The sequence below is a fragment of the Pantoea piersonii genome, from assembly GCF_003612015.1.
Lineage (GTDB): Bacteria > Pseudomonadota > Gammaproteobacteria > Enterobacterales > Enterobacteriaceae > Pantoea > Pantoea piersonii.
Genome location: NZ_RARB01000002.1, coordinates 231348 through 249582, shown reverse-complemented (window position 1 = coordinate 249582; position 18235 = coordinate 231348). Strand labels below are relative to the sequence as shown.

Genomic DNA, 18235 nt, shown 5'->3' with positions numbered 1-18235 from the left:
AGGGCACGGCGCACTGTTCGCCGTTAATCACCATAGAGATAAACCCTTTCGGCTTGCTGGTATCGACCTGCCCGGCGTTAAGCGCGCGCGACGCCAGCAGCAGGTCGCCCTGCTCGTTGCCGCCGATGCCCGCCTTGCCGTTATGCAGGCTGAAGCGCTGCGGCGCTGCCACGTTGCCGGACGGCGGCACGCCTTTTTCCATGATGGCGCTGACGCGCGCGCAGCGGCCGGTGGCGAAACGGTCCTTGCTGGTGGTTTTCATCAGCACCACCGCCGACGGCGTCCAGCCTGCCAGCTTAACGAAGAGGCGCACGTCGTTGTCGTTGGCGGCGACGTAGCGCACCTCGACCACCGGGCTGCTGCCTTCAGCAGACCAGCTCGCTTCCGCCTTGCTCTTCTTGCGCTGGACATGGATCACCGCGCGACCGCCGGTCGAGCGATCGGCGATCGGGTTCATCAGCGGCTGGCTGGTGCTGCCGTTGCTGAACTCCGACTGGCCGAAGATTTCGATCTCCCAGGCGTCGCCAACCGACGGCGAATAGAGCGTGCCCAGCTCAAACCACGTCTGCTGATCGCTGTTGTTCTCCAGCCGCCAGCGCGAAGTGATGTAGTTGTACTTCAGGCTGCCGTCGATGGCGACGCCGTAAGATTCAACGCGCGTCGATCCCATCTCCCAGACGTTAAGCCAGCGCTCGCCCTGCTCGGAGTTATCGATCCAGCTGCCGGACTGCAGATTAGTCTGGCGCATATTGAGGCGCGAGTTGTGCGCGATCAGCGGGTTTTTGCAGTCTTCCAGACTCAGCGCATCGATGATCCACTGTCCGTTAGAGATGTCGCCCGGATGGTCGCAGTGCTCGATCCAGCCGTTGTGAATGAGCGACTGGCTGCAGCGCGGCAGGTTCAGCACCATGCCGCCGCGGCAGTTCTGCGCGTTAAAGTTAGAGAGCTCGATAGCGGTGCTGTGATCCCAGGCGCCCGCTTTGCGGCCTGACCAGCCCGCTTTAATGACGTCGCCGGTGCAGCGCGAGGCGTACCACTGGTCGATTTTACAGTCCAGCGTATCGAGCAGGCTGAGCGCGGTGCCGCCGACCGCGTTAAAACGCAGGCAGGCGCCGCGGAAGAACTGTCCGCCTTCGCAGGTGTTGCGGAACAAGCCCTGCTTGTTGGGATGCTTGTCGCTGTTGCCGTTAAAGATCAGGTTGGAGAGTTCTACCCAGCGCGCATTAACGTCAAAAATAAAGTCTGACTGGCCGTCGGAGACAATGGTCGTGGCCGGGAAGTAGCCGAAATTGACCATCGCGCCGGAGAGGCGGAAGAAGCGGCGGCCTTCGCTGCCTAAATCGCAGGCGGAGACAAAGAAGGTGCCCGCGGGAAACTGCACGCAGATGGGCTGCTGCGCCTGTTCGGACCACTGATACATCGCCTTGATGGCGGGCGCGGCGTCGGTTTTGCCATCGGCGATGGCGCCGAAGTCAAACAGCGAAAGCCGGTTAAAATCGTCCACGACGCGTCGCCAGGAAAAGCCTTCACCGGCAAAGTTGACGCCGCCGTCGTCGCGGCCCGTCTGGAAGCTGCCGATAAACTCGCCGCCGCCTACTTCCAGTCCTTCATGCCAGCTTTTCAGCTTGATCTTCGCCCCTTCAAACAGCGGGCGGGTTTTGCGCAGCTCCTCAACCGAGGCAATTTCGCCAATCAGCTGATAGCCGTCCGGCTGCGCCAGGCGCTGGCTGAACGCGGCCTGGCCCGGTCGGCTGACGTCGGGAATGTTAAACAGCGTATTACCGTCGTTATCCTTCACCGTCATTGAGTGCGTCGGATCGGCGATTAGCGCGGCGTTACCCTGAACGAAACGCGCGAAACTGCCTTTATTGAGTGCGATGGGCTGGGTGATTTGCGCCAGCTTGCCGCTGTCGTCGCGCAGAAAGACCGGGATCTGATTACCGGCCTGACTGGCGTCGCTGCCCGCTTTGCCGATCCAGAGCTGTCCTTCGAAGCTCTGCCAGAACTGCGGCGGCATGGCATAAAGGTTCTCCGGCGTCAGAATCGGCACGTCGCCCTTCGGCACTGCCGACGGGTCTACCGTTTTCAGGGCGACGCCGCTGTTTTTCGCAGCATGGCTGGAAAACGCACTGACGGAGAGTGCGGCAACAATGGAGGAGGCTGCGGTCTGCAAGACTTCTCTTCTTTTCATGCATCTAATCCCGTAGTCGATGGGGCCGCGCAATGGGCCATAACAGTGTTCCCTGAGGCACGTTGCAATCAGGCCCTTCCCTTGCCGCCGTTAAACCAGCGCCAGCCAGCTCTGCTTGATCTGCTTACCGTCAAATTTCAGCGCGGTAATTTTTGTTTTTTGACTCATGGCGTAGAAAAGCGCGTCGTCGCTGGCGAGCTGATCCATACGCGCCAGGAAGGTCGCTTTGTCGTTCATCGGCACCAGGAAACCATCTTCGCCCTGGTTGATAATCTCCTGCGGACCGGTCGGGCAGTCATAGGCCACTACCGGCAGCGACCAGGATTTAGCTTCCAGCAATACCAGCGGCAGCCCTTCGTAGCGCGAGGTCATCAGCGCCATATCGCTGTCGCGGTAGTAGTCGTTGATATTGCTGACGCGGCCGACGAAGTTAACGCTGCCGCTGATGCCGAGCGCCGCCGCCTGATCTTCCAGCTGCTGGCGCAGCTCGCCGTCGCCGGCGATGACCAGCGTCCAGTCCGGATGGGTTTGCGCGAAGTCGCGCCAGATATCCAGCAGCAGATCGAACCCTTTCTGGTGATCGAGGCGGCCGACCGCCAGCGCCTGACGGCTGCGCGTCTTGCGTTCAAAAGATTTAAAGACCACCGGGTTAGGGATTTGCTTGCTTGGAATGCGCCAGCGGGAAAAGACCTGATGGTCTTTATCGGTCAGGACGATGACCTGATCGTAGTAGCGCAGCAGCAGGTACTTGAGGAGTTTGATCGGCTTGCTGAAGGAGTTAATGGCAATATGTTCGCAGGCATAGGCTTTAAAGCGTTTCTTCTTGCCGGAGAGCAGGCTCCAGAAAGCGAACATCACGCTCAGACGCCCCATGCTGATGAGAAATACGCTGTCGACCTCTTCGCTGTGAATACGCTTCACAATGCTTTTGATCGGGTTGCTGTGTCCCTCGAAGCTGACGATATTTTTGACATGCTCAAAGGGATAGAAGGTTTTACCGCTGCCTTCCAGCGAGTAGATGGTGACGTCATGCGTTTCGCCCAGACACTCGGACATAAAGTTACAGATGTTCTCAGTGCCGGCGTACGAATAGGCATCTTTGATCACCAGGACGATTTTTTTCATTTAACGCTACCCACCTCAAAAGAGTAAAAAGACAATCCGGTTATCGATGCTTGAGGGTAAACAGCACGCCGTTCACCATATACCAGCCGTAATAGTAATAGATTTTTAAAGGATTGTTTTTATAGATAATTCTTAATAATTCTAGGTGCCACTTAGCCGCTTTGTTCTTGTTGCGCGACAGGGAATCGCCCAGTTCGTAATAGTTGACGAGAATGCTCTGGATCACGCGCGCCTGTTTGTAACGGGTGAAGAGTTCATAAAGAAACAAGAAGTCTTCGTGCCCTTTGCGCTGGAAGAAAATACCCTGCGGCGGACGGCGGAAGCAGACGGAGGAGAAGCAGACGCGATACTGCTTCTTCACAAAGCTCTCCTGTTGCAGAAAGGGTTTGCTGTAGGTGATGTCGTGATCGGCGTTTTTAGTTTTATAGTGATATTCGGTGATCACGAAATCATCGCCCGCAGCGATAGCGGCGGCCTGCTGCGCCAGTTTGTCGACATGCCATTCATCGTCGCTGTCGAGGAAGGCGATAATTTCCTCTTTCGCCGCGCGCAGCCCGACGTTGCGGGTCTCCGCCGCGCCGAGGTTCACCTCGTTGTCGAGAATGGTAATGCGCGGATCGTTACAGTGCTCGCGCACCAGCGCCAGCGAATCATCGGTAGATTTGTCGTTGATCAAGTAAAGATGCCAGTCCGGCCAGGTCTGGTTCATCACCGACTGCACGGCGCGTAAAACCGTCTGACGTGCGTTATACATCGGCATCACAATGCCTACGGTGCCAACATGATTCGTCATATTCATACCTGAATAAAAAAGTATCGTTCCGGGAAAACGCTCCCGCGTCGGGGAGCAAGAAGGGGTCAGGAAACCGCTTTTTCACCGCCCAGTCGCGCCCTTAACTTGTCTTTCACGCGGTTAAGGAAATAGGCCCGGTTGTCTTTATTGGTGAGAAAGAAGTAGCGCGCGAAGGTCAGGCTCGCCATCAGCGACTTGCCGTCCATTTTGTAACGCAGCGGCAGCTTGAAAGCCTTGTAGGTATCGATATCGCGCGAGGTCAGGTGCGGTTTCATGGCATCCAGCCAGAAAAGCGAATATTTCACCGATTCGCCTTTATGCTTGGATCCAAATTTCGTGACCAGATGGTAGGTGGCGAGCGGACGCGCAATCATGACAAATTCATAACCGAGACGATCGGCACGAATGCAGAAGTCATAATCCTGATGGCGGATATAGCGCGTATCGAACTGGATGCGCGCGGCGTCTTCGCGCTTCAGCACGATGGTGCTGGTCTGGATAAAGCCGTAACAGCCGAACAGATACTCCGCCACGGTTTCGTTTTTACCCGGCGTCTGCATCGGCATGACCTTCAGGAAAGTGCCGTCCTGATAGATGTTAACCTGGCTGTAGATAACGAATTTGCTTTTGCCCTGCGCTTCCAGCTCCTCGATTTTGCGGCTGGTCTCCAGCAGCTTGTCGGCGTGCCATTCATCGTCGGCGTCGAGAAAGCTGATATAGTCGCCCGTCGCCAGCTCGATCCCCTTGTTGCGCGCGCCTGCGCCGTTCAGTTTCACCTCAGAGAGCACCAGATTGATGCCCAAATCCTGATAGCGCTCGCTGTTGACTACCTCCGCCAGCGCCGCCGCATCGGCGGATTTGTCGTCAACGATAATCACTTCGAAATTGCGGTAGCTCTGCGCCTTGACGCAATCCAGCGTCGCGACAATCGACTGCGACGCGTTATACGCGGGTATTACAATGGAGAAACGAATGTCCTTCATGCCAGTACCTCTTAAAAACAGGGCTGAAATCTATAAAAAACGGACTGCGTACCGCGCGGCGGCGGCGGACGCAGTCCCGTCAATCAGTAAGGGTTACCGGAGCGATCCTGCTTTGTCGGCGACACTTCGGCCGCCACCTTCTTCTTGTTGTTGCTGCCGATAAAGGGCTTTTCGACAAAGAGATAGGTTATCTTCGCCACGTAGAATGAGACGACGAAGAACAGCGTGGAGATCAGGGTGTAAACCACGATATTGTGCGGCACCATGCTGAGCGGAATATCTTTAATGAAGTAGAGCACCACGCCGTGGATCAGGTAGAGGCTGTAGCTCACCTCGCCGATCGACATCAGGGTTTTGTTCTCCAGCATGCCCAGCAGGTTGTTGCCGCTGCTCACCACAAAGAAGATCGCCGTCAGGCAGCAGAGGAACACCAGATACCAGAACGCGTTGCTGGTGAAGGCGAGCGCGAAAACCGCCAGCAGGATGCAGAGCACGCCTGCGCTGCGCGAGTTTTTAAAGCGCGCCAGCCGATCGCGCCAGGTGTAAGCGAAGTAGCCCATGGCGAAGCCCAGTACCGGACGCGGGTCGGTGTAGGTTTTGCCCCACAGACGCAGCCCCACGGCGACACAGAAAATCAGGCCGATTGAGCCAAGTATCAGCAGGGTTTTGTATTTGCCCTTTGTCGCGCGATTCACCACGAAAATCAGCGGAATCGACAGATAGAGCAGCCACTCCAGACGCAGCGTCCACTCCACGCCGGCGTTAACGTCAGCCGTCAGAAAATCGCCCATATGATAACTGCCGACGAACAGCAGCCAGAGCACGGCGTCAGTAATGCTGCGGGCATTAATATGCAACCCGCCCTGCATCAGGCCCACCAGAATGATCACCAGCCCGGAGAACCAGAACATCGGCACAATACGGCGCACGCGCGATTTCAGGAGCTTCCAGGTAAGCTGGCTCGCCGGCATGCCGTCGTTATCCAGCCAGCGATAGAACAGGAACGCCGAAATCATAAAGAACAGCAGCACGCCGAACTTGCCAGAGTTGACGAAAAAGTTGCCTTCGGAGAACCAGGCAAAGTAGTCCTTATCGAAAACCCAGGTGCCGTCGAGAGAATAGAGATAGTGCACCAGATGGGAAAAGGCGACGATGCTGGCCAGCAGCGCGCGCAGCCCGGAGATGCTTTTAATGCCGCTGCCGTTATAAATGCCTTTATGGTACGAGGTCGCGCGCAGAATAAGCAGCGCCAGACAGAACGACACCACCATGATTAATACATACATGACAACTCCTGAAGCCACAGATACGGGTTGGGTTTAGCTGCCGGACTGCGACAGTTCCTTACCGAAGTTGGCACTGATCACATCAAAGGTCTGCTGCGCTTTTTGCTGATAGAGCGATTCGGAAGGATGAATGCAATCCGCCGACATGCCGCTCTGCCAGTCGCGCCGCGCTTTAATCGCCGTCCACTGCTTCACAATGGGCACGCCTTCCGCTTTCGCCACCTCATTGAGCTGATAAACGTAGGGCCAGACGTTCCAGCGCTCGACTTTGCCGCAAATCGGGTTCGGCTCCTGCAGCACTACCAGCTTGTTGTGCGCTTTCGCCTCCCTGACCAGCGTCGTCATGATGCGGCCGTACTCTTCCGGGCTTTCCAGATGCGTGTTTTTGTCTTTAAAGTAGAAGTGACGCGCATCGTTGATGGCGTAGTTGAGCAGGATCAGCTTCGCATCGGAATGAGCCATACGCTCGCTCCAGCCGCTGGGATCGTCTTTGCCCTTGTTATAGAGCAGCTCCGCCGCCTGGGCGCCAGGCACGCCGTGGTTTTTCACTTCGATGGCGCTGCCATATTTGCTTTGCAGCATTTTTTGCAGATTAGCCATCTCGTTGCCCGGCGTGATGATATTTTTACCGCCCGAAGACATCACGCCTGCGGTGGTGGAGTCGCCGTAGGCGTCGATAATAAATGCGCCTCGATCGTCGGCGGCCTGCGCGAGGCAGGAGGCGGACAGGATCACAGCGGCAATAATTGATTTAGTCATGTTACCTCTCTGGTTAATGGAACAGCCTGAATTCCTTAGCCACTTCATAGCCGACAACGGCTTGCTTAAGGGAAATCGTGTTGTAGTAGAGGTAGTAGACAAGGAAGAAAGCGAACATCGCGAACATCGCCGGCTTGAGCATCGGTCGCACCTGATACACCAGCGAGGCTAAAATAATCGGTTCGACCTGCAACAGGTAGTTGGAGAGGCGCGCACCCGACGAATAGTTATAGAAGAAGATACGGACCCCGCCGCCGATGGCGAAGGTCAGCACCAGCAGATAGTTAAGGCGATACTGCTGGTAGTTATACTTTTTAATCTCGTTGCTCAGCAGGAAGTAGACGAAGATAAACACCAGCATAATGTTCTTCAGGTTCGACACTGAGAAGATACTGCCCTCGCCCGTATTGGAGGTTTCATTGCTGTAGCCTTCAGCCCTTTCCCCCATCGAACCCAGATGGGATGAAATCAGCGCGATAAAGCTGGTGCCGCCGACCTTAGAGGCGGGGATGCTCAGCAGGATAATCGCCACCGGCCACCAGCGCGAGTCGCGGATAAACAGGAACGGCACGATAGTGACGACCATTACCGCCGTGTTATGGCTGAAAAACGACAGCAGCGTAAAGGCCAGCGCCAGCAGATAGCGCTTCTGGTAGATATACCAGATGACGCCGAGAAACAGCGCCGAGCTCAGACCGAAGCGGATCTGGTTCATATCTTTGTTGATAAAGATATGCGCCGAGTAGAGCGCCAGCGCCAGCACCGGATAGGGCGACATCTTCTTAAAGAAGACCGCGTTTATCGTTACCGCCAGCAGGCAGAAGATAAACAGGAAAATATCGGCGTTGTGGGAAAACAGCGTCGTCAGATACGCCAGAACGAAAATCAGCGGTTCATAGCGGAAAAACGCCACCGTATTGGCAAAGCCGTTGACCTGAATACGGTTGATAAAATCGGCGAAAAAGCTGCGGTACTGATAATCATCCATGCCGGTGCCAAGACCGCGGATACCGCCGAACACCACCAGCGTCGCTGCGGCGATGCAGAGCAGATAAGTCAAGACGTGCGTAGTGCGTTCGTCTTTTTTCAGCAGGATTTCCACGATCGAAATCAGCAGCAGAAACCCTGATATATACCAATATGGAGCCATGGTGTGATTCCTTAATTCCACACGTTGCCAGCCCGACAGGCTTTTGCGCCACTGGCGCGAAGCTGCGCCCGAAAGCGTCTGCCTGTTGCTGAACCATTCTGTTATGGGCGCCCGCCCGGTTATGCGTGTTATGCGTGGCGTCTGGCGCGAAACACAGAATCACCTGTGTACATCGTTGCGTGTCGTCTTTAAGCGACGATAAAAAGGGGCGGTTTCACCGCCCCGTTAATCGTCAAAGTTTAGCTTTTGGTCGGCTTGCCATATTCGTAGTCGTAATAGTCGTAGCCATAACCGTACGAGTTGGCGGCCTTACGCACCACGGCGTTGAGGATCACGCCCTTAATCTCGATGCCGTTCTGCGCGAAGCGCTTGAAGCTGACGTCGATCTCTTTCGTGGTGTTGGTTTCGAAGCGCGCCACCATCAGCGAGGTGCCAGCCAGTTTGCCGATAATCGAGGCATCGGTTACGGCCAGAATCGGCGGCGTATCGATCAGCACCAGGTCGTAGTTCTTGCTCGCCCAGTCCAGCAGCTCACCCATGCGGCGGTGCATCAGCAGCTCCGACGGGTTCGGCGGCACCTGGCCGCGCGGCAGGAAGTCAAAGCCATAAGGGCCACGCTGAATCAGCGCCGGGCTGAACTCGGTTTTACCCGACAGCAGGTTAGAGAGACCAGACTTGTTCTCCGCGCCGATCAGCTCGTGGGTATAGCCACGACGCATATCGCCATCGATGAACAGCACGCGCTGACCCGCTTTCGCTACCAGCGTCGCCAGGTTGGCACAGATAAAGGTTTTACCAATGCCGGGGCTCGCGCCGGTGATCATCAGGATATTGTTCTTCGCTTCCATCATCGCGAAGTGCAGGCTGGTACGCAGGCTACGGATCGCTTCGATAGAGAGGTCAGTCGGGTTGCCCAATGCCAGCAGCGTTTCGTGCGGATCGGTTTTCACTTTATGACCGCGACGCGCCAGCGCTTCGGTATCCTTTTTACGCTGCCACTCGGACAGCGGCACGCTGGCATAGACGTTCATGCCCAGCTCTTCCAGCTGTTCCGGGTTCTCGATGCCGTGATGCAGCAGCGCTTTCAGCAGTACCAGACCCACGGAGACGATCAGGCCCAGCATCAGGCTGGCAACGATAATCAACGCTTTCTTCGGCGCGACCGGTGAGTTGGCCGTTTCCGCGTTATCGATGATGCGCACGTCGCCGACGGTGCTGGCTTTACTGATGCCCAGCTCCTGCTGACGGTTCAGCAGCTGCATGTAGATCTCCTGACCCGACTGCACGTCGCGCGTCAGACGCAGGATCTCTTGCTGCGTTTGCGGCATCTGGGAGATTTTCTTGTTCAGCTGCGCCTGCTCGCCTTCCAGCGTTTTGCGTTTTTCCAGCAGCGCGCGGTAGGTCGGGTGATCTTTGGTGAACAGCTGCGATACTTCCGCTTCACGGAAGGTCAGCTCGTTCAGCTGGCTCTGCACGCTGACGGAGGAGTCGAGCGCCGATTTCGCTTCCAGCGACATATCCACCGATTCGTTCTGACGGCGGAACGCGTTCAGCTTGTTCTCAGCGTCGTCCAGCTTGGCGCGCACCTGCGGCAGCTGATTGCGCAGAAACTCGAGGCTCTTCTCAGCCTGCTCAGATTTGCGCTCAACGTTTTGCAGCAGATAGTTGTTGACGATCTGGTTCAGCACCTTGCTGATGTGGTCAGGATCTTCACCCAGGTATTCCAGACCCAGCACGCCGGTGTCTTTGCCTTTGTCAGCCACGGTGAGGTTCGCCAGCACCGAGTTGATCGCCTGCAGCTCGTTCAGTTTGGTGACGGTAAAGCTGGTGCCTTTGTCCGCCTGAATGTCGCTGACCAGCATGGTGATTTCGCCGTGCTGCTCAAGGCGTCCTACCTGACCTTTAAACAGCTCGTCGCCATCTTTGCTCACGGTATAGGTGGTCGGGCTGTTCACTTCCAGCTCGACGCTGCGCTTGTCGACGGTACGCGGGATTTCCAGACGCGAGATAGCGATCTGCGCCGGTTTGTTGCCCATCAGGCGCGACAGCCCTTTCCCGATAATCGGGAAATATTTCTGCTCGACGACGGTGTCCAGACCGAGATCGCTCACGGTCTTGCCGATCACCATACGCGATTCCAGGATCTGAATCTCCGTATCGGACTCCGGCGTCGCCGGCATGATGCTTTGCAGATCGGAGAGCACGGTGCTGGCGTTTTTCTGCTCCACCTGCACCATCGCGTCGGCGCTGTAAATCGGTGTGGCAAACAGTGTGTAGAGCGTTCCCACCAGCATAAAGAAGGCGGTTACGGCGACAATGATCCAGCGATGATCGATCAACTGGCCCAAAAGGTGGCCAAGATCGAATCCCGTCGACTCCTCTCTTGGCGCGGTCATAACCTTATTTTTAATATTCATGGATAATCCCAACTATCGGCTTAGTACGTTGACCCATTTCTGGGTAGCGTTTTCCAGTAACCCGTAAACCTCTTCAAAGGCCTCACGACTCTTTCTGTACGGATCCGCGATTTCCTGTTGGTTGAGCCAGTGCCCAAGCAGCATGGTTTTTCCGCGCGCGGCTGGATCGATGCGACTGACCTGTTCGATGTGGCGTTTCTCCATCACCAGAATCAGATCGAAATCGCGGCACATACTGGCGGTTAACTGCTGCGCATGATGCCCCTCCAGCGAGAGGCCATGACGTGCAGCCACCTCGCTGGCGGTTTGATCCGCCGGATAGCCCTTCAGGGCGCCCAGACCCGCCGAAGCGACTCGCTTTTCCGGCAACGCGCACTTCAGTAAGCGCTCCCCGGTTGGGGAGCGGCAGATGTTGCCGACGCAGACCACTAACACGGACGTAATCATGGCTAAACCTAGTTCGACCAGTTGCGGAAACGCAGCGCCGCTTCGCTCGCATCGTTGATGCCGGCAATGGTCGGCAGCAGCTGCGAAATCACGCGGTTCCAGCGCGTCAGCGGCGTGGAGGTGACATATACGATGTCGTAAGGCTCAAGTTGGAATTCGGTACCCATTACCATGGCCGCCGCATCTTTGGTGTTCAGCTGATAGATGTTGGCGATCTTGGTGCGGTTGGTACCGCGAATCGGACGGATAACGAAGACGCCGGTAGCGTCTGCGGCCGTCTGATCCATGCCCTGCGCGTTGCCCAGCGCTTCCGCCAGCGTCATGCCGCTGCGGTCCATCTTCAGCGTCGACTGCTGGCGCACCTCGCCCATCACGAAGACTTTGAGGTCGTCGTTGCGCGGCACATAGAGGATATCGCCAGGGTAGAGCAGATGGTTCTGGCTCAGGTCGCCGTTCTGCATCAGCGCCTGCAGAGAGACGCGCTGCTCGGTACCGTTGTGCGTCAGCACCACGTTGCGCCAGTCAGCGTCCGCTGCCAGACCGCCCGCAGCGTTGATGGCGTCCAGCACCGTCAGCGGCACGTTGGTGATCGGCTGCTGACCGGAGGTGGTCACGGCGCCGGTCACGTAAGTTTTCTGCGACTTAAAGGAGGCGATGCTGACATCGACCTGTGGGCTCTCGATATACTGCGCGAGGCGGCGCGCGATCTCGCTGCGCACTTCGGTAACCGTACGGCCGACTACGCGAACCTTGCCGATATAGGGATAGAAGATGGTGCCGTCGGAGTGCACCCAGTTGCCGGTATCGCTGGCGCTGCGGTACTGACCGGCAGGCGTCGTCAGCTCGGGGTGATCCCATACGGTCACGTTAATCACGTCGCCGATGCCGATGCGGTATTCATAGTTCTGGATTTCGTTCTGCAGCCCCGGGTTGGCCTGCGCCACCAGCGGCTTAGGACGCATCTGTTCGACCAGACGCGGCGTTAACGGGAAAACGTTGACATATTTGTCGATGTCATAGTTGCTGTCCTGCTGCTCAACGACATCTTTTCCGCTAGTGGAAAGGTGCTGGCCAGGAACAACCGTACACCCTGAGAGAAATGTGGCGGATACCAGCATGGGTATCAATTTCGTTTTGATTGTAATCATCTAGATCTTCGCTATCAGTTATTGATTGATAGAGGCGAAAACGCCGCTGTGTAAGCGCTGAAAAAAAATAAACTCGCCAGCCTAAGCACTGAAAATGTCTGTCATTATCACTTGCTCCCTAACTCTTTTTGTTGCTGCCGTTTAACAGGATGGAATAAGCAAATGCGTATTATTACCTTCTGCATCAATTAACGGCTTCCTTCAGCCACGATAATGGCAGCTATCACCAATGACGTTGCCAGCGGCGGCGCCAGAAATCAGGGAGCGCCCGTACTTCGCTCCCCGCACTCGCCTGCTATCAATACGCCCCATCGCGCTTCAGTACGACACCGACCGTTTTGAACAAAATGGCGATATCGTTCCACAGCGACCAGTTTTTTACGTACCACGAATCGAAATAGACACGCGTTTCGTAATCAACGTCGTTACGACCGCTGACCTGCCACAATCCCGTCATGCCTGGCTTCGCCATCAGGTAGTAGTCGACATCTCCGGCATAACGGCAAAGTTCATCTTCAATTACCGGGCGCGGACCGACGAGACTCATGTCGCCGCGCACGACGTTCCACAGCTGCGGCAGCTCATCCAGACTGGTTTTACGGATGAAGTGACCGACTTTGGTGATGCGTGGATCGTTTTTCAGTTTGAAATCTTTGTCCCACTCGGCGCGCGCTACCGGATCGGTGCGAAGCACCTCTTCCAGCACCTCTTTGGAGTTAATCACCATTGAGCGGAACTTCAGGCATTTGAACTTGCGGCCGTTCATGCCGACGCGTTCGTGACCGTAAATCGGCGGTCCGCCGTCGCGTCCCACCAGGAAGCCAAGCACCAGCAGCGCAGGCAGCAGCATGATAATGATTGACAGCGCGCCGACGATATCGAATGCCCGCTTCAGGAAGCGCGAGGTGCGTTTCGCCAGGTTGTTGTTGACGCGCAGGATCATCACTTCATGGCTGAAAATGTAGGCCATGTCGGTGCCGTAAAGCGGCACGCCGCGCAGCGTCGGGATAACGGAGACCGAGCGGCAGTTATGCATCGCCAGGTTTTTTAGCCACACGTCGCGGTACTGGCTCTGTTCATACTCTACCGCCACGATAAACTGCGTTTCGCTGTGGGTCAGGTTCCACAGTTCGGCCTCTTCGCGCAGCACCGGCACGCCGGTGATGCTCGCCTGCGGGCAGGAGCCGTCTACATCGTAGAAGGCGATAACGTCGAAGCCCATCACCTCTTCGCTCTGTAACGCCTGCCAGGCTTCCTGCGCGTTTTTACTGCTGCCGATAATAATGGTCTGCTTTTTCCACAGGCCATAATGATTCAGCATGTGTTTAACCACAGCGCGTGACAGCGGAATTAACACCAGCGCCAGCAGCCAGGTCAGGAACCAGACGAAACGCGACATTTGCCACTGCGACAGCGCGGTAATCGACAGGTCGATAATGGAAAAAATAAGAATGGTACGAAAAACTTCTTTCAGCTCGAACCAGAATGGCTTGCGGTAGGTAAAGTGACGCAGCCTGACCCAGAACCATCCGACGCAAATTACCGACAGGAAAATATGCGTAGCAATTTTCAAATGCAGATCTTTTTCAGAAATATCTGCCAGTGGCGAATCAGACATCATATTAATTAACGCCAGCGCTATGAATAAAGCGGCGTTAAAACAAATTAAATCCGAACCGGCCAACAACAATTTAGTGAAAAGACTTTTAAACGTAATTTCAGTATCGCGCATATTTAACTCTTTATTTTATTTCCTTTAACCCATGACGCCCTGAGCTGTGTAATAATTGAGCGAATCAGTTTCTCGTCGACATATGCGTAACTGAGGGGAGTTCCAGGGTGCGTTCACGCCAATTTCCTTATCAAGCAAACAAGAAAATTTTTATAAATACCAACAGATTACTCTGACTTAACCTGCCGTGACGCACTGATTATTTTCTAAACGTAAAAGGCGCTTCAGGCACGCTACCGCCCTTGGCTGTCGCTGCCAATACCGCTTTTGATATCCTGTTTCCGGCCTGTCATTCCCGGACCGGCTGCCTGATGCATACCCACGGGACAGATCACAATTCACAACATTGGGTGCCAAATCTGTGGGCGAATATCAACATAAGCGCAGACTTTTAACAGCACGTTGCTATACTAGTTATTACTGGCTTCTTTACAAGTAGGCCCCGCCGTCCCCTGACTATTTTAGGAAAAAGACTACCAGTCATTAGTATTGAGGCCCGCCATTCGGCAAATTTGAAAGTGCAATACCCTGCGCAAAAATCAGATTAATTCCATATTCACCCCGCTAATAAATTGCCTCGCTGCTGCGATGCATTTCAAATCGATTCATCAGTTATTCACCGCATCGCAATCTTCTCCTTTACATCATGCTGTCATAATGGTGAAAGAAAACGCGCAGCATCTTTCCATTATTATCCCGCGTTGCGCAGAACATCAGGCGCGGCGACAAGTTGTGCCCTGCCCTTCACTCCACTATCCTCAGATTTTACTGACTTCGATATATTCAGGCGGCTAAGGCATGTTGGAGGTGTTTGCGGATCCTTCGCTGTGGGCGGGGTTAATTACGCTTATCGTTCTTGAACTGGTGTTGGGGATCGATAACCTGGTGTTTATCGCTATTCTGGTGGAAAAGCTGCCAGGTAAAGATCGCGATCGGGCGCGCGTTATCGGTTTACTGCTGGCGTTGCTGTGTCGCCTGCTGCTGCTGGCGTCGCTCTCCTGGCTGGTCACGCTGACGCAGCCGCTGTTTACCCTGTACAGCCACCCCTTCAGCGCGCGCGATTTGCTGCTCCTGCTCGGCGGTCTGTTCCTGTTATTTAAGGCGACAACCGAGCTTAATACGCGGCTGGAGGGGCAGGATCACGCGCAGAATCAACATAATCGCGGCGCTAAATTCTGGCCAGTCGTGGCGCAAATCGTGGTGCTGGACGCTATTTTTTCGCTGGACGCGGTCATTACCGCCGTCGGCATGGTGAACCAGCTGCCGGTTATGATGACGGCGGTTACCATCGCCATTCTGCTGATGCTGCTGGCCAGCAAGCCGCTGACGCGCTTCGTCAACCGCCATCCCACCATCGTCATCCTCTGCCTGAGCTTTCTGCTGATGATCGGCTTTAGCCTGGTGGCGGAGGGACTCGGTTTTGTCATTCCCAAAGGCTATCTCTATGCGGCGATCGGTTTCTCAATCGTGATCGAGGCGTTCAACCAGCTGGCGCAGCGTAACCGCCGCCGCGCCCTCTCGGCCGGGCGTCCGCTGCGCCAGCGTACCGCGGAAACCGTGCTCCGGCTGCTGCGCGGCGAAGCGGACCACGCCGAACTGGACCCGCAGAGCGCGTTACTGATTGCCGACAGCGATCAACACGCGCTGTTCAACCGTCAGGAACGCGTGATGATCGCCCGCGTACTCAACTTCGCCCAGCGTCACGTCAACACCATTATGACGTCACGTCACGATATTGAGCATATTAACCTGGATGACGATCCGGCGGAGATTATGGCGCGCCTCGACCGCAACCAGCATACCCGTCTGCTGATCACCGATCAGGGCAATGAATTGCTGGGCGTGGTGCACGCTATCGATCTGCTGCACCAGTCGCTGCATCACCAGTCGCTGGATTTACGCGCGCTGATCCGTCAGCCGCTGATCTTTCCGGAGCGTTTGACGCTGCTGCAGGCGCTGGAGCAGTTTCGTCAGGCGCGCACCCATTTTGCTTTTGTCGTGGATGAGTTCGGCTCGGTGGAAGGGGTGGTCACGCTCAGCGATCTGATGGAAACCATCGCCGGCAATTTACCGCTTGAAGGCGAAGAGATCGACGCCCGCTATGATGTGCAACCGCAGGGCGAAGGGCGCTGGATCGTTAACGGCAATATTCCGCTGGAAGACCTGGCGCTCTACATCAGGCTGCCGCTGGATGAGCGGCGGAGCTACCATACGCTGGCGGGCCTGCTGATGGACACGTTGCAGCATATTCCTGAAGAGGGCGAAACCCTGCAGGTCGGCAGCTATCTGCTGCGCACGTTGCAGGTGGAAAACCATCGCGTACAGAAAGTCGAGATCCTGCAACAGCCGCAGGATCTCGATTATGAGGTGTGAATTAAGGACGCAGCAGCTTGCGCAGGCTCTCTTTGTCGCTGTTTTTCGGCTGGCGATCCAGCCACTCGTTCAGACGCGACTTCGCCTCGCTCTGTAGCTGCTGGCGCAACACTTCATCGACCGGCAGCGAATACTGAACGTTATTCCAGCTGCCGTACATGCGCAGCGGAATTGCCTGCTGCGACAGCAGCGTAACCAGTCGGTCGTCGCCTTTCCAGCCGGTAAGCGTCAGGCCGAAAGTCACATCCAGCTGCTGTGTCGGTATATTCACCTCGCCACCGCCCTGTAGTTTCAGGCGATCGCCCTCCCCTTTCAGATCGCTAAAGCGCAGCTCGCCATTATTCAGCGCCAGCGTGCCACCAAGCTGGCGAATGCCCTGTTCGCTGCTCTCGTCACTGCTGACCCGATCGCTGGCGCGCTCAACGGCGCGGCGCACCATCTGCTGCAGGTTGATCTGCGCCAGTCTGACGTCGCTGGCGTTCAGCTGCGCCTCGCCGCGCCAGTGGCGCTTAGCCGCCTCCAGCGTCAGGCCTTCGCCGCTCAGATCGCCATTAAGCGAAACCGCGCCCTGCATCGTCTGCGGCATATCGAAAGCGGCGAGCAGCGGCTGAATAGCGACATGATTCAGCACCGGCTGCAGCGCGACGCGAGTTTCCGGCTGACGAATATCGACCGTGCCCGGCGCGGAGAAATCGCCGTCGCCCAGCTTGCCGTTTAGCACGCGCAGCGTTATCAGCCCCTGTTGACTGGTCACGTCAAGGGCAAAGTCGCGCAGCGACAGGCCGCGCCACACGGCGCTGTCCGCTTTTAAATTCACCGCCAGGTTCATGTCGTTAAGCGGCGAATCAACATTGTTTTGCACGCGCGGCGTCGCAATGACCGGCGCGCGCGCCACCGTCGCGTGCTGCTCCCCGCTGTTGCGGATCTGCGGCGCGTTGGCCATCAGGTTGTCGAAGTTAAGCTGCGTTGCGTGCAGCTGAAGCGCCAGCTGCTGCGGCGGCGTCAGGGAACCGGTCGCCTCGCCCGTTAACGCGCTGTCATTGGCGCTGAGCTGCATCTGGCTTAAGGTGAACTGCTGCGTATCGGCACGCCAGCTACCCTGCGCGCTCAGCGTGCCCTTAATGCCCTGTGGCGGTATATTGGCGCCGCTTAACGCATAGGTAAGCTCGTCGATTTTACCGCTCAGGCGCTGCGGATATTGCGCGGCGTCGAGCTGGCCTTTCAGCGACAGCGTGGCGTTGCGCTGATTGCGCGTCAGGCTGGTGCTGAGCTCAATGTTCGCCAGATGGCGCTCGTCCTGATTCAGGTTGAGATTGAGGTTGCGGAAATTATATTCTTCGCCGCCCGGCTGGCGCCAGATCAGCAGACTGTTGGCAACGCGGAGCTGGCTGATGTCGAACGACCAGCCGCTGGCTGGCGCGGCGGCATCGCTGCGTCCGGGAGCGATCGGGGCGTTTTGCGGCTGCTGCGGCTCGCTCTCCGGCGTGGCGCGCACTACGGCGTTGCTCAGCATGACCTGGCTGACGCTAAGCTGGTGCGACAGCAGCGGCCAGAGGTTAACGTCGAGCCGCATATTTTCCGCCGTAACCAGCGGCTGCGAAGCGCCGGGCGCGGTCAGGCTCATGCGCCCGGCCAGAATGCTGAGCTTAGGCCAGACGTGCCAGCGCAAATCGTCGCTCACTTCCAGCCGATAACCACTGCGTTGCTCGACCTGCTTCACCATATAGGAGCGAAAATCGTTTGGATTGACCAACAGCACTAGCGCGGTCATGCCTGCAACGATGACCACCAGTAAAATGGCCAGCGTGGTTATCACTCTCTTCATTACATC

The 18235-nt window shown here is 56.4% G+C and carries 13 protein-coding genes (1 of these 13 running past the window's edge); 1 reads left to right on the top strand and 12 read right to left on the bottom strand.

What is annotated here, in order from left to right:
• The 11 genes from D7S44_RS06920 to wbaP all read right to left on the bottom strand — a co-directional run.
• Positions 1 to 2191, bottom strand: partial view of a phage tailspike protein gene (locus D7S44_RS06920; protein ID WP_120453302.1) — the 5' portion only. Its footprint begins 56 nt before the window's first position; the window shows 2191 of its 2247 coding nt (coding positions 1-2191); it begins with the start codon at positions 2189 to 2191; its stop codon lies off the left edge, out of view.
• 90 nt (positions 2192 to 2281) lie between these two features.
• A complete protein-coding gene (locus tag D7S44_RS06915; RefSeq protein WP_120453300.1) occupies positions 2282 to 3316 on the bottom strand; it encodes a glycosyltransferase in 1035 nt (344 codons plus the stop codon).
• Positions 3317 to 3356: 40 nt separating this feature from the next.
• A complete protein-coding gene (locus D7S44_RS06910) occupies positions 3357 to 4109 on the bottom strand; it encodes a glycosyltransferase family 2 protein (RefSeq protein WP_120454182.1) in 753 nt (250 codons plus the stop codon).
• Positions 4110 to 4174: 65 nt separating this feature from the next.
• Entirely contained in the window at positions 4175 to 5092 is a 918-nt protein-coding gene (locus tag D7S44_RS06905) for a glycosyltransferase family 2 protein (RefSeq protein WP_120453298.1), read from the bottom strand.
• Between the two features lie 83 nt (positions 5093 to 5175).
• Positions 5176 to 6378, bottom strand: coding sequence for an acyltransferase family protein (locus D7S44_RS06900; protein WP_120453296.1), 1203 nt, complete (start codon positions 6376 to 6378; stop codon positions 5176 to 5178).
• Positions 6379 to 6411: 33 nt separating this feature from the next.
• A complete protein-coding gene (locus D7S44_RS06895; RefSeq protein ID WP_120453294.1) occupies positions 6412 to 7137 on the bottom strand; it encodes an SGNH/GDSL hydrolase family protein in 726 nt (241 codons plus the stop codon).
• A gap of 13 nt (positions 7138 to 7150) precedes the next feature.
• Positions 7151 to 8287 (bottom strand): EpsG family protein, encoded by a 1137-nt coding sequence (locus tag D7S44_RS06890; protein ID WP_120453292.1) that lies wholly within the window; start codon positions 8285 to 8287, stop codon positions 7151 to 7153.
• 239 nt (positions 8288 to 8526) lie between these two features.
• Positions 8527 to 10704, bottom strand: a complete 2178-nt coding sequence (gene wzc / locus D7S44_RS06885; RefSeq protein WP_120453290.1) for a tyrosine-protein kinase Wzc — start codon at positions 10702 to 10704, stop codon at positions 8527 to 8529.
• Positions 10705 to 10716: 12 nt separating this feature from the next.
• Positions 10717 to 11151 carry an arsenate reductase/protein-tyrosine-phosphatase family protein gene (locus D7S44_RS06880; RefSeq protein ID WP_120453288.1) on the bottom strand — a complete coding sequence of 145 codons (435 nt, stop codon included), beginning with the start codon at positions 11149 to 11151 and terminating at the stop codon, positions 10717 to 10719.
• A gap of 8 nt (positions 11152 to 11159) precedes the next feature.
• Positions 11160 to 12299, bottom strand: coding sequence for a polysaccharide export protein (locus D7S44_RS06875; RefSeq protein WP_120453286.1), 1140 nt, complete (start codon positions 12297 to 12299; stop codon positions 11160 to 11162).
• Positions 12300 to 12597: 298 nt separating this feature from the next.
• On the bottom strand, positions 12598 to 14031 hold the full coding sequence (wbaP, locus tag D7S44_RS06870; RefSeq protein ID WP_120453284.1) for an undecaprenyl-phosphate galactose phosphotransferase WbaP: 1434 nt from the start codon (positions 14029 to 14031) through the stop codon (positions 12598 to 12600).
• 798 nt (positions 14032 to 14829) lie between these two features.
• Here wbaP and D7S44_RS06865 point away from each other — a divergent pair.
• A complete protein-coding gene (locus D7S44_RS06865) occupies positions 14830 to 16404 on the top strand; it encodes a TerC family protein (protein ID WP_120453282.1) in 1575 nt (524 codons plus the stop codon).
• A 1-nt stretch (position 16405) separates the two neighbouring features.
• Here D7S44_RS06865 and asmA read toward each other — a convergent pair whose 3' ends face one another.
• A complete protein-coding gene (gene asmA / locus D7S44_RS06860; RefSeq protein ID WP_120453280.1) occupies positions 16406 to 18229 on the bottom strand; it encodes an outer membrane assembly protein AsmA in 1824 nt (607 codons plus the stop codon).
• Positions 18230 to 18235 lie beyond the last annotated feature (6 nt).